Source organism: Leifsonia sp. C5G2 (genome assembly GCF_013359685.1).
In the GTDB taxonomy this organism is placed as follows: Bacteria; Actinomycetota; Actinomycetes; order Actinomycetales; family Microbacteriaceae; genus Leifsonia.
In genome coordinates, this window is sequence record NZ_JABFMV010000006.1 from 153,152 (window position 1) to 179,129 (window position 25,978).

Here is a 25,978-nt window from a genome sequence, read left to right on the forward strand (position 1 = left end):
CGGGAGCCTAGGGCGCGGCGCGGCTCCCGGGTACCCCGCGCTGCCGGCGGCCGCTCAGACCGGGACGGCGGAGACCGTGCGGTCGATCGTCGTCTGGCCGAGCACGCGCGTGCCCACGTACACGACGGCCGTCTGGCCGGGCGCGACGCCGTTGAGCGGCACCTCCGGCCGGATGACGAGCTCGCCTGCGGTCACCGACGCGACGGCCGGCACCGGGTCGGCGTGGGCGCGGATCTGCACCTCGCACGCGAACGGGGTCGCCGGGTCGGCCGGCGGCAGCCCGGCCCAGGTGAACCGCGATCCGGCGATCTCGGCGATGTCGAGCGCCTCGCGCGGGCCGACGACGACCTCGTTCTCCTTCGGCCGCACCTCCAGCACGAACCGCGGACGGCCGTCGGGCGACGGGTAGCCGACGTTCAGGCCCTTGCGCTGCCCGACCGTGTAGGCGTGCGCGCCGTCGTGGGTCCCGAGCCGGTTGCCCTCGCGGTCGACGATGTCGCCGGTCGCCGTGCCCACGCGCTCGGCCAGCCAGCCGCGGGTGTCCCCGTCCGGAATGAAGCAGATGTCGTGCGAGTCCGGCTTGTTCGCGACGGAGAGCCCGCGCGCGGCCGCCTCCGCCCGCACCTCGGCCTTCGACGGCGTCGCGCCGAGCGGGAACATGGCGTGCGCCAGCTGCTCCGCGGTGAGCACGCCGAGCACGTACGACTGGTCCTTCGCCCAGGCGCTGGCGCGGTGGAGCTCGCGGTTGCCGTGCTCGTCGTTCATGACCGCGGCGTAGTGGCCGGTGCAGACCGCGTCGAAGCCCAGGTCGAGCGCCTTCTCCAGCAGCGCGGCGAACTTGATGCGCTCATTGCAGCGCATGCACGGGTTCGGCGTGCGCCCTGCGGAGTACTCGGCGATGAAGTCGTCGACCACGTCGAGCTTGAAGCGCTCGGAGAAGTCCCACACGTAGTACGGGATGCCGATGATGTTCGCCGCGCGCTGCGCATCCATCGAGTCCTCGATCGTGCAGCAGCCGCGGCTGCCGGTGCGGAGCGTACCGGGCATGCGCGAGAGCGCCAGGTGCACGCCGACCACGTCGTGCCCCGCCTCGACGGCACGTGCCGCCGCCACCGCGGAGTCCACCCCGCCGCTCATCGCCGCCAGAACCTTCACCCGCCCCATCCTACCGCCGCCCTCCGGGCAGTTCGGCTGCTGCCGGATAGCGACGACATGTCACCACTCGCGCCGCGTGGCGACATGATGTCACCACTCGACGGGCGAGATCGGGGGGCGGGGGCAGGTCAGGGGGCCAGGCGGGAGGGGCGCTCGGAGAGGCCGGCGCGGGTCGCCTGCTCGTAGGCGGCGGGGAGGGCGGCGAGCAGCGCATCCACGTCGGCCTCGGTCGAGGTGCGGCCGAGCGTGAAGCGCAGGGCGCTCCGCGCCTCCTCCTCCGTCCGTCCCATCGCGATCAGCACGTGCGACGGCTCCGGGATGCCGGCCTGGCAGGCCGAGCCGGTCGAGACCGAGACGCCCGCGAGGTCGAGCAGGAACAGCAGCGAGTCGCCCTGCGCGCCCGGGAAGGCGAAGTGCGCATTGGAGGCCACCCGCTCCCCCGACGCCGGCTCCGGCCCGCTCAGCACCGCCTCCGGCACCGCGGCCCGCACCCCGCGGATCAGCCGGTCGCGCAGCGCGGACAGCCGGGCCGTCTCCTCCACCCGCTCGGTCTCCGCTGCGCGGGCCGCGACCGCGAACGACACCGCGGCCGCCACATCCTGCGTCCCGCTGCGCACCTGACGCTGCTGCCCGCCTCCGTGGATGAGAGGCACCACCGTCGACGACCGGCTCAGCACGAGCGCTCCGATGCCCACCGGACCACCGATCTTGTGCGCCGACACGCTCAGCGCATCCACCCCGAGCGAGCCGAAGTCGAGCGGCACGTGGCCGTACGCCGCCACCGCATCCACGTGGACCGGCACACCGGCCGCCCGCGCGACCGCGGCGAGCGCCGCCACCGGCTGCACGGTGCCGACCTCGTTGTTGACGGCGAGGAAGCTCAGCAGCGCGACGTCGTCCCCCTCGATCGACTGGGGCACGACGACGCGGCCCTCATCATCGAGCGGCAGCCAGTCGGGACGCGCCCCCTCCGCGCGCTGCAGCCACTCCACGGTGTCCAGCGTCGCGTGGTGCTCCCCGCCGGGCACAAGGATGCGCGGCCGCCGGCCTCCGTCGGCCCGCGCCCAGTACATCCCCTTCACCGCGAGGTTGACCGCCTCCGTGCCGCCCGAGGTGAACACGACCTCGATCGGGTCGGCGCCGAGCGTGGCGGCGACGGTCTCCCGCGCCTCTTCGAGCATCCGCCTGGCCTGCTGCCCCTGGCTGTGGATGCTGGAGGGATTGCCGACGACGGCCATGGCGTCGGTGTAGGCGGCGATCGCCTCCGGGCGCATCGGCGTGGTGGCGGCGTGGTCGAGGTAGACCGGCACGGTGTTCTCCGAGCTTTCTCTCCGGGCGGGTATCACTACTGTAGATCGCATGACCTCGTCCGATCCCCTGCGCAACCTGGGTGTACATGTCGGGCAGCAGGCGGGCGAGCTCCGGGTGTTCTCCGCGAACGCCGACGCCATGGAGCTGTGCCTGTTCGACGAGACCGACCCGAACTGGCTGGTCAAGTCGGTTCCGATGACCCGCGACGCGAACAACGTCTGGGTCGGCCGGTCGCGCTCGCTGACCGTCGGCACCCGCTACGCGCTGCGCGTGTCCGGCCCGAACGCTCCCGCGAACTCCTTCGACCCGGAGGCGCTGCTGATCGACCCGTACGCCCGCGGCCTCGTGCACGTCGGCGGGGACGGCTGGCGCTCGGTCGTCGTGCCGGACGGCTTCGACTGGGGCGACGCCCGCAAGCCGAACACGCCGCTCGACCACACGGTGATCTACGAAGCGCACGTGAAGGGCATCAGCCGGCTGAACCCCGACGTGCCCGAGGAGCTGCGCGGCAGCTACGCCGGCCTCGCCCACGAGTCCACCATCGCGTACCTGAAGGATCTGGGCGTCACGGCGGTCGAGCTGCTCCCGGTGCAGGCGTTCGTGTCCGAGCAGCGACTCGTGCAGGAGGGCCTCACCAACTACTGGGGCTACAACACGCTCAACTTCTTCTCCCCGCACACGCCGTACGCCTCCCGCTCGGCCCAGGCGGCGGGACCCGCGGCGGTCCTGGCCGAGTTCAAGGGCATGGTGAAGCTGCTGCACCTGGCGGGCATCGAGGTCATCCTCGACGTCGTCTACAACCACACGGCCGAGGAGGGCATCGACGGCCCGCGGACCAGCTTCCGCGGCATCGACAACGCCACCTACTACCGGCACGACGACACCGGCGCCTACATCGACGTCACCGGATGCGGCAACACGGTCGACTTCGGCAACCCCGTCCCGCAGCGGCTCGTGCTCGACTCGCTCCGCTACTGGGCCAACGAGATGCAGATCGACGGGTTCCGGTTCGACCTGGCGGTGACGCTCGGCCGCGGGACCGACGCGTCGTTCCATCGCGATCATCCACTGCTCGTCGCCGCGCAGACCGACCCCGCGCTGCAGGGCGTCAAGCTCATCGCGGAGCCGTGGGATGTGGGGCTCGGCGGCTGGCAGACCGGCAACTTCCCCGGTCCCGCGGACGGGCACGCCGGCTGGTCCGAGTGGAACGACCGCTACCGCGACCGGGTGCGTAACTTCTGGCTGGCCGACATCGCCGAGGCCCGCCGCAACGGCCAGGCGCCCGTCGGGATCGGCGGCTTCGCCACGAGGCTCGCCGGGTCGTCCAACACGTTCTCGCCCGAGCGCGGCCCGCTGGCCTCGGTGAACTTCGTGACCGCGCACGACGGCTTCACCATGGCCGACCTGACCGCCTACGACGTGAAGCACAACCTCGGCAACGGCGAGGACAACCGCGACGGCACCGACAACAACCGGTCGTTCAACCACGGCGTCGAGGGCCCGACGGTGGATGAGGCCGTGCTGCTGACGCGCGCCAAGGCGGTCCGCAACCTCCTCGGGACGCTGCTGCTGTCGGCGGGCGTGCCCATGATCACCGCGGGCGACGAGTACGGCCGCAGCCAGCGCGGCAACAACAACGCGTACTGCCACGACAGCGAGCTCACCTGGCTCAGCTGGCTACGGACGCGCGAGCAACGGGAGCTGGCCGAGACGACCAAGCGCCTGCTGCAGCTGCGGCGCGAGAACCCGGCGCTGCGTCCCTCCCGTTACGCGGTCGCCGGGCAGACCACGCCGAACGCCAGCCACATGGACTGGTACGACGCGACCGGTCAGCGCATGGACGACGACGACTGGAACTCGCCCGAGAACCGCACGCTGCAGTACCTCGCGGCCTCGACGCCCGACAAGGAGGAGTTCAACCGCATCCTCCTGATCGTGCACGGCGTGGAGGACGACGTGGAGGTGTCCCTGCCGCAGGCGCCGGGCGTCACCTCCTACCAGCTGCTGTGGGACTCGGCGACCGAGGTGCCGATCCCTGAGGACGAGACCGAGTTGTCCCCGGGCGCCACTCGCCTGGTGGGCGGCACGTCCATGCAGCTGTACCGCGCGAACGGACCGCGCGAGGAGTCCTGATGGCGAAGCAGAAGGCCGCGGCCGGCACCCCGGCGACCGTCGCCCTGACGGCGCTCGGGCTGCCGTTCGCGGCGCACCCGTACGAGCACGACCCGTCCGCGCCGTCGTTCGGGCTGGAGGCGGCCGAGGCCCTCGGCGTCGAGCCCGACCGGGTGTTCAAGACCCTGCTGGCGGAGACCGACCTCGGTCTCGTCGTCGGCGTCGTGCCGGTCACCGGGATGCTGGACCTGAAGGCGCTGGCCGCCGCCGTCGGCGCAAAGCGCGCGGCGATGGCCGACCCCGCCGTCGCGGAGCGGCGGACCGGCTACGTCGTGGGAGGAATCAGCCCGATCGGCCAGAAGACCCGCCACGTGACCGTCGTCGACGAGACCGCGCAACTCTTCGACACGGTCTTCGTCTCCGGCGGCAAGCGCGGCTTCGACATCGAGCTCTCCCCCGCCGACCTCCTCACCGCGACCGCCGCCACCTACGCCCCCATCGCCAAGTAGCCCGGCCACCGTCGAGTCCGCGAAGACTTCACGCGACACGCCGGTCGGGCGTGCAGTCTTCGCGGACTCGATGGGGTTGGGTCAGGAGGCGGTGGTGACGAGGCCGAGTTCGGCGGGGGTCAGGAGGGACGGGTTGACCGGGACGACGCGGACCGTGTAGCCGAAGGAGCCGGCCCACGCGAGGCGGACGGTTCCGACGAACTCGTGGGCGACCGATGCGTCGTGCGTTCCGGGGACGGACGCGTCGACGGTGAGCGCCTGGCGGTGCACGTCGACCAGCTCGTCGCCCTCCTGGCTGCGGCCGTAGACGACCTGCACCTCGACGTCGTCCGGCGACAGTCCGTTCAGCTGCACCAGCGCGCGGACGTGCAGCTCGTCGCCCACCTGCGGCACCGCGTCCAGCCCACCCGCGTCGACGTGCGCGACCGCGACGCCCGGCCAGGCGGCCTTCACCCGCTCCTTCCAGGCGGCCAGCGAGCGGGCGCCCGCGTAGTCGTCGGCGGTCAGCCGGCTCTCGGAGCCCGCCGCGGGCAGGTACAGCCGCTCGACGTACTCGCGCACCATCCGCTCCGCCGACAGCGGAGAGGACAGCGTCGCGAGCGTGTGCCGGATGCGGGCGACCCACGCGGCGGGCACACCGTCGGCGTCGCGGTCGTAGAACCGCGGCGCGATCTGGTGCTCGATCAGGTCGTACATCGCCTCGGCCTCCAGCGCGTCGCGCTCGGCGCCGTCGCCCGCAGCGTCCGCGGACGGGATCGCCCAGCCGTTCTCGCCGTCGTAGAACTCGTTCCACCAGCCGTCGAGGATCGACAGGTTCAGCGCACCGTTCAGTGCCGCCTTCATGCCGGAGGTCCCGCACGCCTCGAGCGGGCGCAGCGGGTTGTTCAGCCACACGTCGGTGCCCGGGTAGAGCAGCTGCGCCATCCCGATGTCGTAGTCGGGCAGGAACACCATCCGCTGCCGGATGTCGTTCTCCGACGCGAACTGCACCAGCTTCTGGATGAGGCGCTTGCCCTCGTCGTCGGCCGGGTGCGACTTGCCCGCGATCACGAACTGCACCGGCCGCTCCGGGTCGGTGAGGATGCGGCGGAGCCGGTCGGGGTCGTGCAGCATGAGCGTGAGCCGCTTGTACGTCGGCACGCGGCGGGCGAAGCCGATGGTGAGCACGTTGGGGTCGAGCAGGTCGTCCATCCACGCCGGCGAGATGCCGCCCGGGTTCTGCTCCGCCCATGCCGCCTCGAGCCGGCGGCGCGCGTCCTGCACCAGCTGCTCGCGCATCCGGTTGCGCACGCCCCACAGGTCGAGGTCGCTCACCGCGGAAGCGTTGCCCCAGTCGGCGTGCGTCGTGTCCTCGGTGCCGAGCCGCTCGAGGGCGAGGGCGCGCAGCATCGGGTCGGTCCAGGTGGGCGCGTGCACGCCGTTGGTGACCGAGTCGATCGGCACCTCCTGCGGGTCGAAGCCCGGGTACAGGCCGTTGAACATGTGCCGGGACACGTCGCCGTGCAGCTGCGAGACGCCGTTGGCGTGCTGCCCGAGGCGCAGGCCCATGACGGCCATGTTGAACACGTCGGGCGAGCCACCCGGGTAGTCCTCCGCACCGAGCGGCAGCACCTCGTCGGCGCTCACCCCCGGCAGCAGCGAGGTGTTGAAGTACCGCTGGACCAGCGACCGGTCGAACCGGTCGATGCCCGCGGGCACCGGCGTGTGCGTCGTGAACACGGTGCCCGCCCGCACAACCTGGAGCGCCTGGTCGAACGTCAGCCCCTCGCCGATCAGGTCGGAGATGCGCTCCAGCCCCAGGAACCCGGCATGGCCCTCGTTGGTGTGGAACACCTCCGCGGGCGGCGCGCCCGTGAGCTCGGTCCACGCCTTCACGGCGCGCACCCCGCCGACGCCGAGCAGCAGCTCCTGCAGCAGGCGGTGCTCTCCCCCGCCGCCGTAGAGGCGGTCGGTCACCGAACGCAGGCGCTCCTCGTTGTCGGGGATGTCAGTGTCGAGCAGCAGCAGCGTCACCCGGCCGACCGCGGCCTGCCAGACGCGCGCGTGCAGCACGCCGTCCGGGAGGGCCAGCGAGATCTGGACCGGCGAGCCGTCCGGGTTGCGCAGCACGCTCAGCGGCAGCCCGTCGGGGTCGAGCACGGGGTAGCTCTCCAGCTGCCAGCCGTCCGGCGAGATCGCCTGCGAGAAGTAGCCGGAGCGGTAGAACAGGCCGGCCGCCACGAGGGGCACGCCGAGGTCGCTCGCCGCCTTCAGGTGGTCGCCCGCGAGGATCCCGAGGCCGCCGGAGTACTGCGGCAGGGTGGCCGCGATGCCGAACTCGGGCGAGAAGTACGCGATCGTCTGCGGCGCGTCCGACCCGAGGGACTGGTACCAGCGCGGCTCGCCCAGGTACGACCGGAGGTCGTCGCGGATATGGTTCGCCCAGTCGACGTAGCCCTGATCGCCCGCCAGCTCCTGCAGCCGGGAGGGCTCGACGGCGCCGAGCAGCGCGATCGGATCGTGTCTCACCTGCTGCCACAGGTCCGGCGAGATCCTGGCGAAGAGCTCGCGAGTCGGCTCGTGCCAGGACCACCGCAGGTTGGCGGCGATCTCCTCCAATGCGGAGAGGTTCTCGGGGAGGACTGCGCGGACGGTGAATCTACGGATGGCCTTCACCCGGTCCACTGTAAACGAGCCTCATGTCGCGCAGGTTAATGAGTGTACGGTCGGGACGTGGTGAAGAACGCAGCGACCAGGTCAGCAGCCGCCGCGACAGAGGCGGCCACGGCGACGCCCGCGGCAGGCAGCCGGGGCACGAACGGGCAGGAGGCGGACGGCACGGGCACGAAGGGAGCGCCCGCGGCGAGCGCACAGCCGCCGCAGGCGCCTGCGGCGTACGAGCCGCTGCTCCCGCGCATCCCGATCCTGGAGCTCTCCCCGCAGGTGGATGAGGGGCTCTGGGCGGCGACCGCGTTCAGCGGCGAGGTGATCCCGTTCCGGGCGACCGCGTTCCGGGAGGGGCACGACAAGATCGGCGTGGACCTGATCCTGCTCGACCCGTCCGGTACGCAGACCGAGCACCACATGCACCCGATAGAGCCCGGCACCGACCGCTGGGAGGTCGAGGTGCAGCTCGAGGAGACGGGCCTCTGGCGGTACCGCGTTCAGGCGTACGCCGACGAGTACGCGACCTGGCGGCACAACGCCGAGGTGAAGGTCCCGGCCGGGATCGACGTCGAGCTCATGCTGACGATCGGCCACGACCTGCTGGTGCGGGCGTCGAAGGACAAGCGCCGCAGCACCGCGGAGCGCCGACACCTCTCCGAGGCGGCGAAGGTCGTCGCGGACACCAAGCGGCCGGTCGAGGAGCGCTTCCAGGCCGCGGTGGACGACCGGATCCGGCACGTGCTCACCGAGCGGCCCGTGGTCAGCCTGCCGTCGCTGTCGGCCACGCGCGCCGTCCAGGTCGAGCGCACCCGCGCGGGCGTCGGCAGCTGGTACGAGTTCTTCCCCCGCTCCGAGGGCGCGAAGAAGCTCGCCGACGGCTCCTGGCAGTCCGGCACGTTCCGCACCGCGGCGAAGCGGCTTCCGGAGGTCGCGGCGATGGGCTTCGACGTCGTCTACCTGCCGCCGATCCACCCGATCGGGCGCACCTTCCGCAAGGGCCCGAACAACACCCTGGTCGCGGGCGAGAACGACCCGGGATCGCCGTGGGCCATCGGCAGCGCCGAGGGCGGCCACGATGCCATCCACCCCGACCTCGGCACCGAGAAGGACTTCGTCTTCTTCCTCGGCAAGGCCAAGCAGGCGGGCCTCGAGGTCGCCCTCGACCTCGCCCTGCAGGCGTCGCCCGACCATCCGTGGGTGACCGAGCACCCGGAGTGGTTCACCACCCTCCCCGACGGCACCATCGCCTATGCGGAGAACCCGCCGAAGAAGTACCAGGACATCTTCCCGATCAACTTCGACAACGACTACGAGGGCCTGCGCCAGGAGGTGCTGCGCATCGTCCGGCACTGGATGTCGCTCGGCGTCCGCATCTTCCGCGTGGACAACCCGCACACCAAGCCGCTGCACTTCTGGGAGTGGCTCATCCACACGGTCAACGCCACCGACCCCGACGTGGTGTTCCTCGCGGAGGCGTTCACGCGCCCGGCGATCCTGCGGACGCTCGCGAAGGCCGGCTTCCAGCAGTCGTACACGTACTTCACCTGGCGGAACACGAAGGAGGAGCTGGAGGAGTTCCTCGACTCGCTCGCGCACGAGACGGCCGACTACCTCCGGCCGAACCTGTTCGTGAACACGCCGGACATCCTCACCGAGTACCTGCAGTTCGGCGGCCAGCCGGCGTTCAAGATCCGCGCCGCCATCGCCGCGACCGCAGCGCCCACCTGGGGCGTCTACTCCGGGTTCGAGCTGTTCGAGAACGTCGCCCGGCCGGGCGCGGAGGAGTACATCGACAACGAGAAGTTCGAGTACCGGCCGCGCGACTACGCGAAGGCGCAGGCGCAGGGCCGCTCGCTCGCCGGCTACCTGACCATGCTGAACCGGGCCCGCAGCGAGCACCCCGCCCTGCGGCAGCTGCGCAACCTGACGCTGCACAGCAGCGACGACGACAGCATCCTGGTCTACTCGAAGTACCTCGACGGACGGTTCACCCGCAGCGGCAAGGCCGACGCGGTCATCGTCGTCGCCAACGTCGACCCGCACTCGGTGCGCGAGACGATCGTCCACCTCGACTCCACGGCGTTCGGCATCCCGTACGGCGCGCAGTTCGAGGTGAAGGACCGGGTGACCGGCCAGCGCTGGATCTGGGGCGCCGACGACTACGTCCGCCTCGACGCGTTCACCGAGCCCGTGCACATCCTGTCCGTCCGACCGCTCTGACCGCCGAACGCGACCCGCAAACCTCAAGGAGTACCGCCATGTCCCCGATCCCCGAAGGTGCGGCTGCCGTCGATCTGCCCACGCTCGACGACACCCTGCTCGCCACCATCGCCTCAGGCAGCCACCACGACCCGCACACGGTCCTCGGCCAGCACCAGGTCGCCGCCCCCGGCGTCGCCGACCCCATCACGGTGATCCGCACGCTCCGGCCGCTGGCGAAGGAGGTGTTCGCCGTGCTCTCCAACGGCGCGCACGTCGAGCTCGCCCACCTCGGGCACGGGGTCTGGCAGGGCGTCGACATCGTCGGCCCCGGCGCCTACCTGATCGAGGCGCGCTACGACGACGGCAGCGTGTGGACGGCGGACGACCCGTACCGCTTCCTGCCCACGATCGGCCAGCTCGACCTGCACCTGATCGGCGAAGGCCGGCACGAGACGCTGTGGACGGCGCTCGGCGCGCACGTCCGCGACCTCGGCGGCGTGGTCGGCACCGCGTTCGCCGTCTGGGCGCCGAACGCGCGCGCCGTGCGGGTCGTCGGCGACTTCAACGGCTGGGACGGCACCCTCCACTCCATGCGCAACATGGGCTCCTCCGGCGTCTGGGAGCTGTTCGTCCCCGGTCTCGGCGAGGGCGCGATCTACAAGTACGACATCCTGGCGCAGGACGGCCGCTGGGTGCGCAAGATCGACCCGCTGGCGCAGCTGGCCGAGACCCCGCCGGCGACGGCGTCCCGGATCACCGTCAGCCGGCACGAGTGGGCGGACGACGAGTGGATGCAGCACCGCGCCGCACACGACCCGCACTCCGGTCCCATGAGCGTCTACGAGCTGCACCTGGGCTCCTGGCGGCCGGGGCTGGGTTATCGCGAGGCCGCGGACGAGCTGATCGACTACATCGGCGCGCTCGGGTACACGCACGTGGAGTTCCTGCCGCTCGCCGAGCATCCCTTCGGCGGGTCGTGGGGGTACCAGGTGACCGGGTACTACGCGCCCACGAGCCGGTTCGGCGACCCCGACGACCTCAAGTACCTGATCGACCGGCTGCACCAGGCCGGCATCGGCGTCATCCTCGACTGGGTGCCCGGCCACTTCCCCAAGGACGACTGGGCGCTCGCCCGTTTCGACGGCCAGCCGCTGTACGAGCACGCGGACCCGCGCCGCGGCGAGCACAAGGACTGGGGCACCTACATCTTCGACTACGGCAACTCGCAGGTGCGCAACTTCCTCGTCGCCAACGCGCTGTACTGGCTGGAGGAGTTCCACGTCGACGGCCTGCGCGTCGACGCTGTCGCCTCGATGCTCTACCTCGACTACTCGCGCAACGCCGGCGAGTGGGAGCCGAACATCCACGGCGGCCGGGAGAACCTGGAGGCGATCGGCTTCCTGCAGGAGGTCACCGCCACCGCGTACAAGCGCAACCCGGGCACCGTGATGATCGCGGAGGAGTCGACCAGCTACACCGGCGTCACCGCTCCGACCTCCTCCGGAGGCCTCGGCTTCGGCCTCAAGTGGAACATGGGCTGGATGCACGACTCGCTGCAGTACATCCACGAGGACCCGATGTACCGCAGCTACCACCACAGCGAGCTCACGTTCTCGTTCGTGTACGCGTGGAGCGAGAACTTCCTGCTGCCGATCAGCCACGACGAGGTCGTGCACGGCAAGGGGTCGCTGCTGGGCAAGATGCCGGGCGACCACTGGCAGCAGCTGGCCAATGCGCGCGCGTTCCTGGCGTTCATGTGGGCGCACCCCGGCAAGCAGCTGCTGTTCATGGGTCAGGAGTTCGGGCAGCTCTCGGAGTGGAGCGAGGAGCGCGGCCTCGACTGGTGGATGCTCGACCAGCCCGCGCACCGCGGCCTGTGGAACCTCGTCGCCCAGCTGAACGCCGTGTACCGTGAGCACCCGCAGCTGTGGGCGCGCGACAACGAGCCGGCCGGCTTCGAGTGGCTCGACGGCTCCGACGCGCAGGGCAACGTGATCGCATTCCTGCGGAAGGATCAGGACGGCGACCCCATCGCGGTGCTGTTCAACTTCTCCGGCAACCCGCACAGCGACTACCGCGTCGGCCTGCCCTTCGCCGGCGAGTGGGAGGAGCTGCTCAACACCGACGCGGAAGCGTACGGCGGCTCGGGCGTCGGCAACTTCGGCGCCGTGACCGCGGTCGACGAGCCGTGGATGGGCCGCCCCGCCTCCGCCGTCCTGACCCTCCCCCCGCTCGGAGCCCTCTGGCTCAAACCCCGCCGCTGAGCACACCGCCACCGTCGAGTCCGCATAGACTACCCGCGACACGCCGTGCGGGCGTGCAGTCTTCGCGGACTCGACGGTGGGCGGTGCTGGGTCAGGGGCGGGAGGCCAGCCAGGTGTCGTAGCGGAGGCCGTCGACGGCGTGCTCGGGGGCTAGGTTGCGGCCGGCGCGCCAGGTGGAGCCGAGCGGGCCGCCGAGCCGGAAGGGCAGGATGTAGCGACGGGTCCCGCTGGCCCGCTTCCACTGCTCGGCGAGCGAGCGCGCGGACTCCACCCGGGGTCCGCCGATGTGCAGGATGCCGTCCGGCTTCCCCGCGCCTTCGGCGGCATCGACGAGCACACGGGCGACATCGGCGACCGCGATCGGCTGGAACCGCGTGCGCGTCGGCGAGAGCAGCGCGCCAACAGGCCGCCCGCGGTCGAAGATCGCGGTGACGAAGTCGTGGAACTGGGTCGCGCGCACGATGCGCGTGTCGAGCGCGGAGTCCACGTAGGCCCGCTCCTGGGCCGCCTTCGCGCGGTAGTAGCCGTACGACGACCCCTCGACGCCGACGATCGACAGGAGCACCGCGCGGTGCACGCCGAAGCGGGCCGCGGTGTGGACCAGGTTCTGGGTGCCGGTGGCGAAGACGTTCGCGGCCTGCTTGCCCAGGCCGTTGCTGGTGTCGACGAGGACGTCGACACCGTCCACCGCCTCCTCCAGCCCCGTCCCGGTGACGAGATCGGTCGTGACATACGCGGCGCCCGGGACGTACGCCTCGGCGTCGTCGTCGGGCACCCGGCGAGCCGCGACCACCACCTCGTGCCCGCGTTCCACCGCCTCGGCGGTCACGGCGCGTCCGGCCAGGCCGGTGCCTCCGACGACGAGCACACGGGACATGCGCGGTCACTCCCTCTGGTGGGGCGGACGATGAGGACGCCGCAGACCCGCCCGATGCAGAGAGGGCGTCAGTACAGCAGCGACGCCAGCCTAGCCCTGGCCTTGGCCACCCGGGGGTCGTCGACACCCACGATCTCGAAATAGTCCAGGAGGCGCGACCGGACCTCCTCCTTGCCTGCGGAGTCGAGAGACGGGAAGACGGTGAGCAGCCGGTCGAAGGCGTCCTCGATGTGCCCGCCGGAGATGTCGAGGTCGGCGACGCCCAGCTGGGCCGCCGCGTCCTTCGGCGCCTCGGCCGCCGCCGTGCGCAGCTCGTCCGCGCTGTGCCCGCTCAGCCGCGCCAGCAGGCTGACCTGCGCGAGTCCGGCCACGGCCATCGCGTCCCGCGGGTCCTGGGCGATCGCGGTGCGGTACGCGCGGATGGCGCCCTCGTAGTCGCCGCGGTCGATCGCCTCGTACGCCTCGGCGTGCAGCGGCGGGAGCGGCGGCTCCGGCGCCGGCTCCGCTGCGGCATCCTGCTCGCCGGCTGCTCCCTCGACGGTCACCGTGTCGGTGACGCCGTTCTGCGCCGCGAGCTGCAGCAGCTGCTCCAGCACATCCTTGAGCTGGTCCTCGGGCACTGCGCCGGAGAAGAGCTGGACGGGACGCCCAGCGACCAGCGCGGCCACGGTCGGCACTGCCGTCGCCTGGAAGGCCTGGGTGAGCTGCGGGTTCGCGTCCACGTCGATGCGCACGAGCACGAGCCGGCCGCCGAAGCCGCCGACGACGCGCTCGAGGATCGGCGAGAACTGCGACCACTGCTCCGAGCGCTCCGTGCCGAGGTCGACCACCACGGGCACGCGGGTGGACAGGTCGATGAAGTCGTTGAAGTTGGCGTCCGTGCCCTCGAAGTACAGGCTCGGGAGCGTCAGCGCGGCGGACGCGCCCGCCTGTCCGGCCGCGGCGGGCGTGCCTTCCGCCGGCCGGTTGACGAGCGAGCTCAGGTCGACGGCTCCCCGGAAGTTGGTGGGCGGCGGGACGTTGCTCATTGATCCTCCAGATGCGTGCGGTTCCGGCATTGCACGACTGACAAGCCTACTCGCGTGCAGACCGCCTCGGACGACTTCGCCGCCCGGTGCGACCCCTCAGCCGATCTCCTTGGCCGCGACGAGACCCTGCGCGAAACCGAGCAGACGGATCTTGTCCTTCGATCCGACCGGCGGAACGTAGAACATCAGCTGGTAGTCGAACACCGACTCGACACCGGTGTTGGAGGAGGTGACCCCGCTCAGCGCGGCCGTCGTCGCGCCGGGAAGGACCTGCGCACCGGCCTCCACGACCTTGTGCAACTGCGTCTCGCGGGGGTTGACCCACACGATGGCACCCGAATCGTTGGTGGCCATCGCGAGCACATCTCCTGGCCCGACGCCCGGCGTCCAGCTCAAAGCGGACGTGTTGCCGTACTGCTGGGCCAGCTGCTGCTGCTCCTTGAGTTTCCACGCCGCGCCGACTTGGGGCTGCAAAGTGTCGCCCGCGGAATCGAACCGACTCGCGTACTGGCTCTTGTCGCCGTACATCAGGATGTCGCCATACGCCGCGGCCACTTTCGCGGGCGGCAGGGCGAGCAGCTTGGAGTCCGGGGGCACGACGGCGGACCCGATGCTCGCCGGCGCGAGGTTCGGTACCTTCGCCTTCGGCTCGAGCGAGACGGCGTACTCCACCTTGTAGTTGTCGCGCGGCGACTCCTGCACCATCGTGAGGGCGATGGGCGCCTGCGCGTTGCCCTTCGCGTCCTTCGGCGAGTCGATCACCGCGGCCACCGTGCGCGGCCAGGCGTCGGTCGCCTGCGGGAGGGAGAGCACGATCGGGCTCGCCGGGATGGCCGGGAGCGCCGGTTCGTCGGTCTTCTTGGCCCGGATGGCGTAGTTCGCGGTGCGCAGCTCGAGCGCGGGCCCGACGAAGCGCTCCTTCGCGAGGTCGGCGCTGGCTTTGCTGTCGGCCGCGGCCGCGGACTCGGAGATGCGCTTGACGATGCGCTCGAGCTGCGGAACCGTCACCGCGGGCGGCAGCTGGTCCTTGGCATTCGGCGCCTCGGTCGCGAGCGGGGTCGCGGTCTTCGTCGGCGTCGTCGCCGCGTCCGTTCCCGTCGTGCACCCGGTCAGGGCAAGCGCGCCGATCAGGGCGGCCGGGAGCATGACGCGGGCGCGGCGGGTGGAGCGGCGGCCGCGCGGCGTGGACTCGATCATCGCGGTCGGCTTGTACTTGGGCGCCTTCGGCAGCTTCGGCATCTTGGGGCCGCTCTTCCGGCGCGGCCCGCGCGAGCGGCGGTGCGCGTACAGGCCCCACAGGTAGAGCGCGATGCCGATCACGAGCAGAATCAGGCCGCCGATGATGAGCGGGAACGCCCAGGGCGTGCTCGAGTCGACCGGCCAGGTGACGCTGACGTTCGACGGCGCGGCCTTGGTGCCGTCGGAGGCGACGATCACGCTCACGTCGTCGGGGATGTTCATGCGGGTGACCTGTGCGGCCGTCCCGTCGAACTCCTCCAGCCACAGATCGGAGCCCGCAGGGTTGGGGCCGGGCTTGGACGCGGTGTCCGCGGTCGTCGCGGAGCCGGTGCCGGTCGCGGCGCCCGCCGCCGGAGTCGCTGTGGGGGCCGGAGTCGAGGTCGACGTCGAACCGCTGCCGCTGCCCTCGTTCGCGGCCTTCGGCGTCACGGTCTTCGTGGAGAGCTTGCCCGTGGCCTTCTGGTAGCTCACGGCGACGTAGCGCTGGTCGCCGAGCCACGCCTTCATGTCCGCTGTACGGCCGTAAGCGACCACCTGCTTGCCCGGCTCCGGGGTGCCGGTGACGGTGAGCGTCTGCTGACCGGGGTGCGCGTTCAGCGCGGAGCCGTCGATCACGACGTACCGGGGGTCTCCCGAGACGGTCGTCGCGGCCTTGACGCTGGTCGGCGGCGCGAAGACGGTGCGCTGAGCGATCCCGGCGACGATCATGACGGCGGCCACGACGAACGCGACGATGGCGAGTACGAAACGCAAGCAGGACTCCTCATGTGCCGGAATTCGGGGGCGGGCACATTTATCTGACGATAGCGGACGTGCCTGAAAGGCAGCTAACCCTTCTCTGGACGCTCGCGCAGCCCCCGTGCGGGCTCCGACAGCGAAATTGTAGGATCGACGCGGCACGCGAGCGGCGAGTCGACCCGAATCACCCCCCAGGAGCAACCACAGTGGCCACCGACGAATCCAACTTCACGCAGGTCTTCCGCGGGTACGACAAGGACGAGGTCGACAAGGCGCTGCAGGAGCTCCGGCGCGAGCTGATCAAGTCGAACACCCAGGCGTCGGACGCCGCGAAGGAGATCAAGCGCCTCCAGGCCCGCATCGAGGACCTGAACGACGAGATCGAGGAGGTCGGCAGTCCCACCTACTCGGGCCTCGGCACCAAGCTCGAGAACACGCTGCGCGTCGCCGAGGAGCAGTCGACCCGGCTGATCGCGCAGGCCGACATCGACGCCGAGAAGCTGCGCACCGGTGTCAGCGCCGAGGTGGAGAAGGTCAAGAAGGCCGCGGCGGCCCAGGCGGAGCGCATCCTGGCCGACGCCCAGGCCCGCGCCACCACCCTGCTGGAGGACGCCCAGATCGAGTCCGGCGAGCTCCTGACGAAGACGCGCGCCGACAAGGAGACGCTGCTCACCGACGCGATGCGCGAGGCCGCCGCCATCCGCGGCGCGGTGGCCACCGAGGCCGCCGAGCTGCGCGCCACCAGCAAGCGGGAGGCCGCCGCCGTACGCGCGGAGGCCGACCGCGAGGCCGCGGAGCTGAAGGCCGTCGCCTCCCGCGAGGCGGAGGCCGCCCGCGCCGAGGCCGCCGAGCTCGACCGGACCATCGCCGAGCGCCGCTCCGAGCTCGAGAACGCCCTGGCCGACGACCGTGCCGCCTTCGAGCGCGAGGCGGCGCAGATCCGTCTCGACCTGGACCGCCGCGTCGCCGAGACCGACGACCGCCTGGCCGCGCAGGAGGCCGAGACCCGTAACGCCCTCGCCGCCGAGGCAGCCCAGGCCCGGGCCGACCTCGCCGCCGAAGTGGAGGAGCAGCGCGCCGCGCTCGCGGCCGACGTCGCCCAGACCCGCGCCGACCTGGAGAACGAGGACGCGACCACCCGGCAGGCGCTCGCCACCGAGGTCGAGCAGACGAAGAAGGCCCTCGCCGCCGAGGTCGCCCAGGCGAAAGCCGCCCTCACCGCCGAGAGGGACCAGACGCGCTCCGCGCTCGAGAACGAGGTCACGACCACGCGGTCCGCGCTCGCGGACGAGGTCCAGCGCACGAAGGCCGAGCTGGCCGACGAGGTGACCCGCACCCGCTCCGCCCTGGCCGAGGAGGTCGCCCGCACCACGTCGGAGCTGGAAACCGAGGTCACCACCACCCGGTCCGCGCTCGAGAACGAGGTCACGTCCACCCGCGCCGCCCTGCAGGACGAAGTGACGACGACGAAGTCCGCTCTGGCCGAGCAGGTCGAGCGCACCACGAAACAGCTCGCCGACGACGAACTGCAGACCCGCACCGCACTGGAGAAGGAGTCCACCGAGACCCGTGCCGCTCTGGAGGCCGACCGCGCCGCGACCGCCGCCGCGCTCGCGGCCGACCGGGAGCAGACCGCGAGCGAGCTGGCGGCGGAGGTCGAGCAGACCCGCACGCGCCTCGCCGCGGAGGCCGAGCGGCAGCGCCGCGAGCTCGAGGCCGAGGCCGCGGAGCTGCGCGCGGACCTGGCGACCGAGGTCGACACCGCGCGCACCGCGCTGGCCGACGAGATCGCGCGCGAGCGCAGCGCGGTCGAGGCCGAGCTCGCCGCCGAGCGCGCCCGGCTCGCCGCCGAGGTCGAGTCGACGACCTCCGCCCTCGCCGCGGAGGTCGCCCAGACGAAGTCCGCTCTGGAGACCGAGGTCACGACCACGAAGGCGGCCCTCGCAGCCGAAGTGGAGCAGACCACGTCGGCCCTCGCGACCGAGGTCACCACGACGAAGGCCGCCCTGGCCGACGAGGTGGAGCGCACCCGCACCGAGCTGGCCGCCGAGGTCGAGCAGACGAAGGGCGAGCTGGCCGCCGAGGTCGAGCAGACGAGGTCGGCCCTCGAGACCGAGGTCAGCACCACCAAGGCCGCCCTCGCCGCGGAGGTGGAGCAGACGAAGTCCACCCTCGCCGCCGACCGCGAGCAGACCGCGAGCGCGCTGGCGGCCGAGTCGGAGCAGACCCGCTCCCGCCTCGCCGAGGACGTGCGCCGCACGACCCTGGAGCTGGAAGACCTCCGTGCCTCCACCGCCACGGAGCTGGCCGACCAGCGCGAGCAGCAGCGGCTGGAGCTGCAGCGCGAGGCGGAGCGCACCCGTGTCGAGCTCGCAGGCGAGACCGAGCAGACCCGGGTCGACCTGGAGAAGGAGACGGCGGAGGCGCGGTCCGCCCTCGCCAACGAGGTCGCCGAGGCCAGGACGGCGCTCGAGGCCGAGCTGGCGGAGCGGAAGGCCGCCTTCGAGCAGGAGGCAGCCAACGCCCGCGCCGCCCTCGAGAGCGAGCTCACGACGCTGCGCACCACGACGCAGAAGGAGGCGGAGGCGCGCAGGCACGAGATCGAGCAGGCCCGCATCGACCTCGACGTGGAGCTGCGCGCCCGCCGCGACGAGGCCGAGAAGGAGTACCTCGCCCGGCACCAGGAGGCGGTGGCCCAGACGCAGAAGTACCTGGACGAGGCGAACGTGCAGCTCGCCGACGCGGTGAAGCGCACCGCGCAGGCCCGCTCGGAGGCGGAGGCCTTCGAGGCGGAGGCGCGGCGCACCGTCACCGAGGCGCGGAAGCAGGCCGAGGAGACCGCGTCGGAGGTCATCCGCGACGCCGAGGAGCGCTCGGCCGCCCTCCTGGAGGAGACGGAGGAGCGCACGCAACGCCTGGTCGCCGACGCGGAAGAGCGGCTCGCCCAGATTAGGATTGAGCGAGAGGCCGTCGCCGGGTACTTCGAGAACCTGCGCGGCGTGCTCCAGCAGGCCGAGAAGGCGACCGCCGACCGCGAGTGAAGCAGCCCGCGACCGACCACAGGGGGAACCCGTGAAGATCCAGAACCCGTTCCGCCTCGGCCTGATCGGCACCCTCGGCGTCGGACTCGGGATCCTCATCCTGAGCGCCATCACCAGCCTGGCGACGATCATCACCTACATCGGCGCCGCGCTGTTCCTGGCGCTCGGCATCGAGCCGCTGATCTCGTTCCTCGAGCGCAGGCGGTTCCCCCGCTGGCTCGCGCTCGTCGTCACCCTGGTCATCATCATCGGCGCGTTCGTCGGGCTCATCTGGGCCATCGTGCCCATCGCGGTCGGACAGGCCACGCAGCTGGTGCAGAACACCATCGAGTGGGTGAACAACGGCGGCGCGGAGAAGTGGTTCCTCAGCCTCCAGCACCAGTTCCCGTCGGTGGTCAACCAGCAGAACATCGACGCGGTCACGCAGTGGCTGCAGCAGAACCTGCCGGACATCACCTCGAAGGTGCTGCAGACGGGCGTCGGGATCGTGCAGGGCGCGTTCGGCGTGATCATCGTCATCATCCTGACCATCTACTTCACGGCGTCGCTGCCCAGCATCAAGCGCGCGGCCTACCAGCTGGTCCCGGCCTCCCGTCGCGCGCGTTTCGCCGACCTCGGCGACCAGATCACCGACTCGGTCGGCAAGTACGTCATGGGCCAGGTGGCGCTGGCGCTCGTCAACGGCGTCCTGAGCGCGATCTTCCTGACGGTGATCGGGGCGAAGTTCCCCATCCTGCTCGCCTCGATCGCGTTCTTCTTCTCGCTGATCCCGCTCGTGGGAACCATCACCGGCTCGGTCGTCATCGTGGCCGTGTGCTTCCTCTCGGGGACGCCCACCGCCATCGCGGCCGCCATCTACTACCTGATCTACATGCAGGTGGAGGCGTACGTGCTGAGTCCCCGCATCATGAACCGGGCGGTCTCGGTCCCCGGCGCGCTCGTGGTCGTCGCGGCCCTGGCCGGCGGCACACTGCTCGGCATCCTCGGTGCGCTGGTCGCCATCCCGTTCGCCGCCGCGATCCTGCTCATCGTCAAGCAGGTCGTCATCCCGCGCCAGAACGAGCTCTAGCCGGCCCGGGTCAGGACGCGGGGGGCGGCCACTCGGTCGGCAGCGGGAGCGCGGCGGGGTTCAGGCGCTGCACGATCTCGGAGAGCACGCGGCGGGTCTGGTTCTCCCCCACCCACAGGTGCTTCCCGCCCTCGACGTCGACGAGCTCGATCTGCGGTACGGGCGCGAACCGCTGTGCGGCCTCCGCCGGGCGCAGATAGTCGTCGTGCTCGGGGATGAGGGCGACCATCGGGCGCCGGTCGCCGGCCCACGCGGCCAGATGCTCCGGCTTCGCGCGGTGCAGCGGAGGGGACAGCAGGATGACGCCCTCCACCGGCAGCTCGCGGCCGTACATCAGCGCGAGCTCGGTGCCGAACGACCAGCCCAGCAGCCACGGATGCGGCAGGCCGCGCGCCGCCACGAACGCCATCGCCGCCTCCACGTCGTGCCGCTCGCCCACACCGTGGTCGTACGCGCCCTGGCTGCGGCCGCGCGGGGACGCCGTGCCGCGCGTGTTGAAGCGCAGCACCGCGATGTCGGCCAGCGCGGGCAGCCGGCCCGCGGCCTTGCGCAGGATGTGCGAGTCCATGAACCCGCCGCCGGTCGGGAGCGGGTGCAGGGTGACGAGGGTCGCGACCGGGGGCCGGTCGAGCGGCGACGCCAGCTCTCCGACCAGGGTGAGGCCGTCGGCCGTGTGGAGCTCGATCTCCTCGCGCTGCGCGGGCAATTCGATGCCCCCGCGGATCTCCGCCGTCGTTCCCTCAGTGCTCATGCGATCCTCCAGCAGGACTCGTGCCAGTGACGGCGTGCGGCCAGGTCGGCCGCGTCGCCGAGGACGCCGTCCGCGCGCCAGGCGACGACGTGGGCGACCCCTGGCGGGATGTCGCGCCCGCACCCGGGACACAGGTAGCTCTTCTGCGCCTGGACGGCCGAGACGGGCTGCACGTTCCATTCGACGCCGCGGCGCACCTCGATGCGCCGCCAGCCGGCGAGCAGGCGCTCCAAGCCGTCCGGCTCCTCGTCCCTCGGGCCGCCCTGGCGGCCTCGGGGTCGGTTGCTGCGCGGCATGACTCCCAGTCTAAAGGGAGCGGTCAGTACCAGCCGTCGGACTGCGAGTGCGCCCAGGCACCGCACGGGTTCGTGTAACGGCCGGCGATGTAGCCTAGGCCCCAGCTGATCTGCACCGTCGCGTCGGTCTGCCATCCCGGGCCCATCTTGCTGCCGGGGAGAGCCTGCGGGATGCCGTACGCACCGCTCGGGTTGGACGCGTTGACGCGCCAGCCGGACTCCTTGTTCCACAGCGCGACGAGGCAGCTGTACTGGTCGTCGCCCCAGCCGCGGGACTTGACCATGTCGTACGCGATGGCCTTCGCGGTGCCCGGATCCGGCACCGGCGCCGACGGCGCACCGCCGCCGGAGGACGACGACTTCTTGGCCGTCGGGGTCGGAGTCGGGGTGGGGGTCGGCGTCGGCTTCGCCTTGACCGACACCGGGTCGCGGCTGATGCTCAGCGCCGGGACCTCGGGAGCCGTGAGGCTCTGCGTCGGGGCCTCGCCGTAGCGGGACGTGGTGGGGATGTCGTGCAGGGCCTCCGCGTACGCCGGAGTCGTCGTCGCACCGGAGAACGGATCGACCACGTTCACGAGCGCGAACCCGACCGCCGCGGTGAAGGCGAAGCCCCACACCGCCGCGCGCGACCGGATGTGCGGCCGCCTCGAACGGCGGAATGCGACACCGACCGGGTTGGCCGGAGTCAGCGGCACGATCTCTGCTGCTGCTTCTCGTCTACCCACGATCACAGAACGATAACGGAGATCCGGCGAAAACCCAAGAAACCGGCCGCGCACTCAGCGAACCGCCAGCATGACGTCGGTGACGCTGTCGAGCAGCAGATCGACCTGCGCCTCCCGGTAGCCGCCCCGCTGCTCGCGGAACGTGACCGTGCGCACCTCGTCCACGCTCATCGGCCGGCCGTCCTGGAAGTAGCGCACCAGGCGGTTCGCGAAGCGGTCGACGTCGTTGCGGTTGTAGCCCAGCGTGAGGAAGCCCACCCGGTCGAAACGGTGCCCGAGCGGACGGTCGAGCCGGTTGAGGACGACCTGGGCGGTCGTCCGCGCGTCCTCGAACCAGGCGGCGTCGCCCTGGCGCGCCCGGGCGTTCTCGCGCTCACGGGCCGCGAAGGCGTCCTCCAGGCGCTCCAGGGCCGCATCCACGTGTGTGGTCGAGTAGCCGCCCTTCGCCATCGAGAAGGCCGTGTGGCGGATGTCGGCGGCCGTCAGGGCGGGCGCGCTCTCGTCGCCGTCGTAGGCGCGGCGGGCCGTCTGCAGGAACTCGTCCACCTGCTCGACGTCGTATCCCGGCGCGGACTTGGGGCTGCGGGGGAAGGTGCTCACTCCCCCATTGTGTCATCGGAAGATCAGGAACAGCACGTAGGTCGCCGCCGCCGACGGCAGGATCGAGTCGAGCCGGTCGAGGAATCCGCCGTGGCCCGGCAGCCACGAGCTCATGTCCTTGATGCCGAGATCGCGCTTGATCAGCGACTCCGCCAGGTCTCCCGCGGTGGCCGTCAGCAGCAGCACGACGCCGAAGACGACACCGAACCACCACGGCTCGCCGAGCATGAACACCGACAGCACGACACCAGCGATGACGGCCGCGGCGGCGGCCCCGGCGAACCCCTCCCACGTCTTCTTGGGGCTGATCGTCGGCGCCATCGGGTGCTTGCCCCACGACAGCCCGCTCACGTACGCGCCGGTGTCGACCGACACGACCGTGATGAGGAACGCCAGCACCCACCACTCCCCCTGCGGCTCGGCGAGCAGCAGGATGACGAAGCTGGCCAGCAGGCTGACGTACAGCTGCAGGAACACCGACCACAGCAGGTCGCGGCCCAGCGCCCTGCCGCCGTGACGCCGGGCGGCGGCGATGGCCTCCTCCACTAGCCGCCAGACGACGACCAGCAGGATGCCGCCCGCGAGCGCCACCAGCTGGCCGCCCGCATGGAGGAAGAAGGTCACCGGCACGATCGCGACCGCCGCGATCACCGTGGGGATGCGCGGCACACGACGCCCCGCACCGCGGAACGCCTGGGCCAGCTCGAAGCTGGCGAACCCGGCCATCGCCATCCCGAAGACCAGGAAGAGCTCTTTGATGAAGATCAGGCTGACCACGACCACCGCGCCGACGACGAGGCCGATCACGGTGGCCAGGATGAGGTTGCGGCCCGTCCGCTCCGCGATCCGCTCGTTCGTCGCGTCCAGCTGCGCCTTGCGCGCCTGGACCTGGCGTTCGAAGTCGGCGCGCGTCGCCTGCACCTGGGCGCGGAACTCCTCCCGCGACCGGGCCTTCGCCCTGCGCGCCGAGCCGGTCTGCGGGAGCGGCGCCGACGCGGGCGCAGAGGCAGCCGCCGACGCGGCCGGCACGGCCGTGTTCGCCCCCGGCGGTTCCTGCGCCGGGTCCCCCGGGCTGCTGTCGTCCGTCATCGGCTAGACCTCGAGCAGTTCGGCTTCCTTGCGCTTCAGCGCCTCGTCGACGGCGTCGACGTGCGTGCGCGTGATGGCCTCGAGCTCCTTCTCGGCGCGGGCCAGCTCGTCGTCGCCGACCTCGCCCTTCAGCGCGTCGAGCTCGTCCTTCGACCGGCGGCGGATGTTGCGGAGCGCGACCTTGGCGTCCTCGCCCTTGCCGCGCACGATCTTGACGAACTCCTTGCGGCGGTCCTCGGTGAGCTCGGGCAGCGTGACGCGCACGATCTCGCCGTCGTTGCCGACGTTGGCCGAAAGGTTCGGCATCGCGACGATGGCCTTCTCGATCTCCTTCAGAGCCGACTTGTCGTACGGCGTGACCAGAAGGACGCGCGCCTCCGGGTTCTGGAGGCCGGCCAGCTGCGCGAGCGGCGTGGGCGAGCCGTAGTAGTCGACGAGCACCTTCTGGAACAGAGCCGGGTTCGCCCGGCCCGCGCTCACCGTACCGAAGTCGTCCCTCGCCGCGTCCACGGTCTTGCTCATGCGCTGGCGTGCATCGGAAATCACATCCGCGATCACGGTCTCTCCTTCAGATCGGTGGGTCGGTGACTAGTCTATTGCGCGGCTGGTCGACCCTCAGCCGAGGAGCGTGCCGATCTCGGCCCCGAGGAGGGCGGCGGTGACGTTCCCGGCGGGCTCGATGCCGAAGATGCGCATCGGCATCCCGTTGTCCATGCAGAGGCTGAGCGCGGTCGAGTCGACGGCCTTCAGGTTCTGCTGCAGCGCCTCCTGGTGGCTGATCTGGTCGATCTTGCGGGCGTCGGGATTCGTGCGCGGGTCGTCGTCGTACATGCCGTCGACGCCGTTCTTGGCGACCAGGACGACGTCCGCGCTGATCTCGAGCGCGCGCTGCGCGGCGACCGTGTCGGTGGAGAAGTACGGAAGACCGGCGCCGGCGCCGAAGATGACCACGCGGCCCTTCTCGAGGTGGCGCTCCGCCCGCCGCGGGATGTAGGGCTCGGCGACCTGGGTCATCGAGATGGCGGACTGGACGCGGGTCTCGGCACCCGCCTGCTCCAGGAAGTCCTGGAGCGCGAGCGAGTTCATTACCGTGCCGAGCATGCCCATGTAGTCGGCCCGCCCGCGGTCCATGCCGCGCTGGGACAGCTCCGCGCCGCGGAAGAAGTTGCCGCCGCCGACCACGATCGCGATCTCGACGTCCTGCGCCGCCTGCGCGATCTCGCGGGCGATGCTGCTGACGATGTCCGGGTTGACCCCGAGCTGGCCGCCGCCGAAGGCCTCGCCGGAGAGTTTCAGAAGGACCCTGCGTCGTTTCGTCCCTGCGGTCATGCGAATCGTGCGTCCTTCCGTGCGGTGTCGTGGCTCCACGCTACTGGGTGGGTCTGCGCGGGCGTCATGTCCCGCGCACAGAAAAGGAGTCCGGATCGTCTGAACGATCCGGACTCCTTCATGGTCTGCTACGCGCCGACCTTGAACCGGGCGAAGCCGGAGACGGTGAGACCCGAATCCTTGAGCACCTGGCTGATGGTCAGCTTGTTGTCGCGGGCGTACTCCTGCTCCAGCAGGGCGACCTGCTTGAAGAAGGCGCCGAGGCGGCCCTCGATGATCTTCGGGAGCGCGGCCTCCGGCTTGCCCTCGTTGCGCGAGATCTCCTCGACGATGCGACGCTCGTTCTCGACCTCGTCGGCCGGGACGTCCTCGCGCGTGAGGTAGGTCGGGTTCGCGAACGAGATGTGCTGCGCGATGCTGCGGGCGGTCTCCGCGTCGTCGCCGGCGTAGCCGAGCACGACACCGACCTGCGGGGGCAGGTCCTTGGAGGTCTTGTGCAGGTAGACCGCGAACTTCTCGCCGTTCACGACGGCGATGCGGCGGAGCTCCACCTTCTCGCCGAGGATGGCGGCCTCGTCACCGATGAGCTCGGCGACGGTCTGGCTGCCGGCGGGGGCCGCGAGGGCCTCCTCCACGGTGGTGGCGCCCGCGGCGGCGGCCGCGTCGAGCACCTTGTCGGCCAGGGCGATGAACTTGTCGCCCTTCGCGACGAAGTCGGTCTCGCAGGCGAGCTCGATCATCGTGGCGGTGCCGTTGTCGTTGTCCTTGGCGGCGACGAGGCCCTCGCTCGTGGAGCGGTCGGCGCGCTTCGCGTTGCCCTTCGCACCCTTCAGGCGCAGGATCTCGGTGGCCTTCTCGATGTCGCCATCGGCCTCCTCGAGCGCCTTCTTGGTGTCGACCATGCCGGTGCCGAGCTGCTCACGGAGAGCCTTGATGTCGGCGATGCTGATGTTTGCCATGTTCTGACTGGAACCTTCTTCTTCTCGAAGACTTCTGG

At 71.2% G+C, this 25,978-nt stretch carries 20 protein-coding genes; 6 read left to right on the forward strand and 14 right to left on the reverse strand.

All coding sequences use genetic code 11. From position 1 onward, the window contains the following. Nucleotides 1-54: 54 nt before the first annotated feature. Both mnmA and HNO83_RS10205 read right to left on the reverse strand, forming a co-directional pair. Nucleotides 55-1,155 (reverse strand): tRNA 2-thiouridine(34) synthase MnmA, encoded by a 1,101-nt coding sequence (gene mnmA / locus HNO83_RS10200; RefSeq protein ID WP_175337416.1) that lies wholly within the window; start codon nucleotides 1,153-1,155, stop codon nucleotides 55-57. Between the two features lie 128 nt (nucleotides 1,156-1,283). Next, nucleotides 1,284-2,465, reverse strand: a complete 1,182-nt coding sequence (locus HNO83_RS10205; protein WP_175337417.1) for a cysteine desulfurase family protein — start codon at nucleotides 2,463-2,465, stop codon at nucleotides 1,284-1,286. A gap of 49 nt (nucleotides 2,466-2,514) precedes the next feature. On the opposite strand from HNO83_RS10205, the gene glgX reads away from it, so the two are divergent. Both glgX and ybaK read left to right on the forward strand, forming a co-directional pair. Beyond that, on the forward strand, nucleotides 2,515-4,599 hold the full coding sequence (gene glgX, locus HNO83_RS10210; protein ID WP_175337418.1) for a glycogen debranching protein GlgX: 2,085 nt from the start codon (nucleotides 2,515-2,517) through the stop codon (nucleotides 4,597-4,599). Continuing rightward, nucleotides 4,599-5,087, forward strand: a complete 489-nt coding sequence (ybaK, locus tag HNO83_RS10215) for a Cys-tRNA(Pro) deacylase (protein WP_175337419.1) — start codon at nucleotides 4,599-4,601, stop codon at nucleotides 5,085-5,087. Before glgX ends, ybaK begins: the two co-directional genes overlap by 1 nt. An 81-nt stretch (nucleotides 5,088-5,168) precedes the next feature. On the opposite strand, the gene glgP is transcribed toward ybaK, so the two are convergent. After that, on the reverse strand, nucleotides 5,169-7,742 hold the full coding sequence (glgP, locus tag HNO83_RS10220; protein ID WP_175337489.1) for an alpha-glucan family phosphorylase: 2,574 nt from the start codon (nucleotides 7,740-7,742) through the stop codon (nucleotides 5,169-5,171). A gap of 228 nt (nucleotides 7,743-7,970) precedes the next feature. Between glgP and HNO83_RS10225 the strand changes: the two genes are divergently transcribed. After that, complete coding sequence (locus HNO83_RS10225; RefSeq protein ID WP_175337490.1) at nucleotides 7,971-9,953, forward strand: alpha-1,4-glucan--maltose-1-phosphate maltosyltransferase; 1,983 nt, start codon at nucleotides 7,971-7,973, stop codon at nucleotides 9,951-9,953. 38 nt (nucleotides 9,954-9,991) lie between these two features. Next, nucleotides 9,992-12,199, forward strand: coding sequence for a 1,4-alpha-glucan branching protein GlgB (gene glgB, locus HNO83_RS10230; protein WP_175337420.1), 2,208 nt, complete (start codon nucleotides 9,992-9,994; stop codon nucleotides 12,197-12,199). Between the two features lie 91 nt (nucleotides 12,200-12,290). Here the strand turns inward: glgB and HNO83_RS10235 are convergent, their stop codons facing one another. From HNO83_RS10235 to HNO83_RS10245, 3 genes are all read right to left on the reverse strand, one after another. Then, entirely contained in the window at nucleotides 12,291-13,076 is a 786-nt protein-coding gene (locus HNO83_RS10235; RefSeq protein WP_175337421.1) for an SDR family oxidoreductase, read from the reverse strand. Between the two features lie 68 nt (nucleotides 13,077-13,144). Further along, nucleotides 13,145-14,104, reverse strand: coding sequence for a tetratricopeptide repeat protein (locus HNO83_RS10240; RefSeq protein ID WP_175337422.1), 960 nt, complete (start codon nucleotides 14,102-14,104; stop codon nucleotides 13,145-13,147). Between the two features lie 96 nt (nucleotides 14,105-14,200). Further along, a complete protein-coding gene (locus HNO83_RS10245; protein WP_175337423.1) occupies nucleotides 14,201-16,096 on the reverse strand; it encodes a hypothetical protein in 1,896 nt (631 codons plus the stop codon). 191 nt (nucleotides 16,097-16,287) lie between these two features. Here HNO83_RS10245 and HNO83_RS10250 point away from each other — a divergent pair, with 191 nt between their 5' ends. Continuing rightward, a complete protein-coding gene (locus HNO83_RS10250) occupies nucleotides 16,288-19,122 on the forward strand; it encodes a DivIVA domain-containing protein (protein WP_175337424.1) in 2,835 nt (944 codons plus the stop codon). Nucleotides 19,123-19,153: 31 nt separating this feature from the next. After that, a complete protein-coding gene (locus tag HNO83_RS10255; RefSeq protein WP_175337425.1) occupies nucleotides 19,154-20,191 on the forward strand; it encodes an AI-2E family transporter in 1,038 nt (345 codons plus the stop codon). A gap of 10 nt (nucleotides 20,192-20,201) precedes the next feature. Here HNO83_RS10255 and HNO83_RS10260 read toward each other — a convergent pair whose 3' ends face one another. The 8 genes from HNO83_RS10260 to tsf form a co-directional block, all read right to left on the reverse strand. After that, entirely contained in the window at nucleotides 20,202-20,942 is a 741-nt protein-coding gene (locus tag HNO83_RS10260) for an alpha/beta hydrolase (RefSeq protein WP_175337426.1), read from the reverse strand. Next, complete coding sequence (locus tag HNO83_RS10265) at nucleotides 20,939-21,238, reverse strand: Rv1322 family protein (protein ID WP_175337427.1); 300 nt, start codon at nucleotides 21,236-21,238, stop codon at nucleotides 20,939-20,941. Before HNO83_RS10265 ends, HNO83_RS10260 begins: the two co-directional genes overlap by 4 nt. Before the next feature lie 23 nt (nucleotides 21,239-21,261). Continuing rightward, nucleotides 21,262-21,963: an aggregation-promoting factor C-terminal-like domain-containing protein gene (locus HNO83_RS10270; protein ID WP_349627126.1), complete on the reverse strand. Its 702-nt coding sequence runs from the start codon at nucleotides 21,961-21,963 to the stop codon at nucleotides 21,262-21,264. A gap of 54 nt (nucleotides 21,964-22,017) precedes the next feature. Then, nucleotides 22,018-22,563: a DivIVA domain-containing protein gene (locus HNO83_RS10275; protein WP_175337428.1), complete on the reverse strand. Its 546-nt coding sequence runs from the start codon at nucleotides 22,561-22,563 to the stop codon at nucleotides 22,018-22,020. Between the two features lie 12 nt (nucleotides 22,564-22,575). Next, a complete protein-coding gene (locus tag HNO83_RS10280) occupies nucleotides 22,576-23,652 on the reverse strand; it encodes a phosphatidate cytidylyltransferase (RefSeq protein ID WP_175337429.1) in 1,077 nt (358 codons plus the stop codon). Nucleotides 23,653-23,655: 3 nt separating this feature from the next. Then, entirely contained in the window at nucleotides 23,656-24,210 is a 555-nt protein-coding gene (frr, locus tag HNO83_RS10285; protein WP_175337430.1) for a ribosome recycling factor, read from the reverse strand. 57 nt (nucleotides 24,211-24,267) lie between these two features. Next, nucleotides 24,268-24,981, reverse strand: coding sequence for a UMP kinase (pyrH, locus tag HNO83_RS10290; protein WP_175337431.1), 714 nt, complete (start codon nucleotides 24,979-24,981; stop codon nucleotides 24,268-24,270). 128 nt (nucleotides 24,982-25,109) lie between these two features. Continuing rightward, on the reverse strand, nucleotides 25,110-25,940 hold the full coding sequence (gene tsf / locus HNO83_RS10295; RefSeq protein WP_175337432.1) for a translation elongation factor Ts: 831 nt from the start codon (nucleotides 25,938-25,940) through the stop codon (nucleotides 25,110-25,112). Between the last annotated feature and the right edge of the window lie 38 nt (nucleotides 25,941-25,978).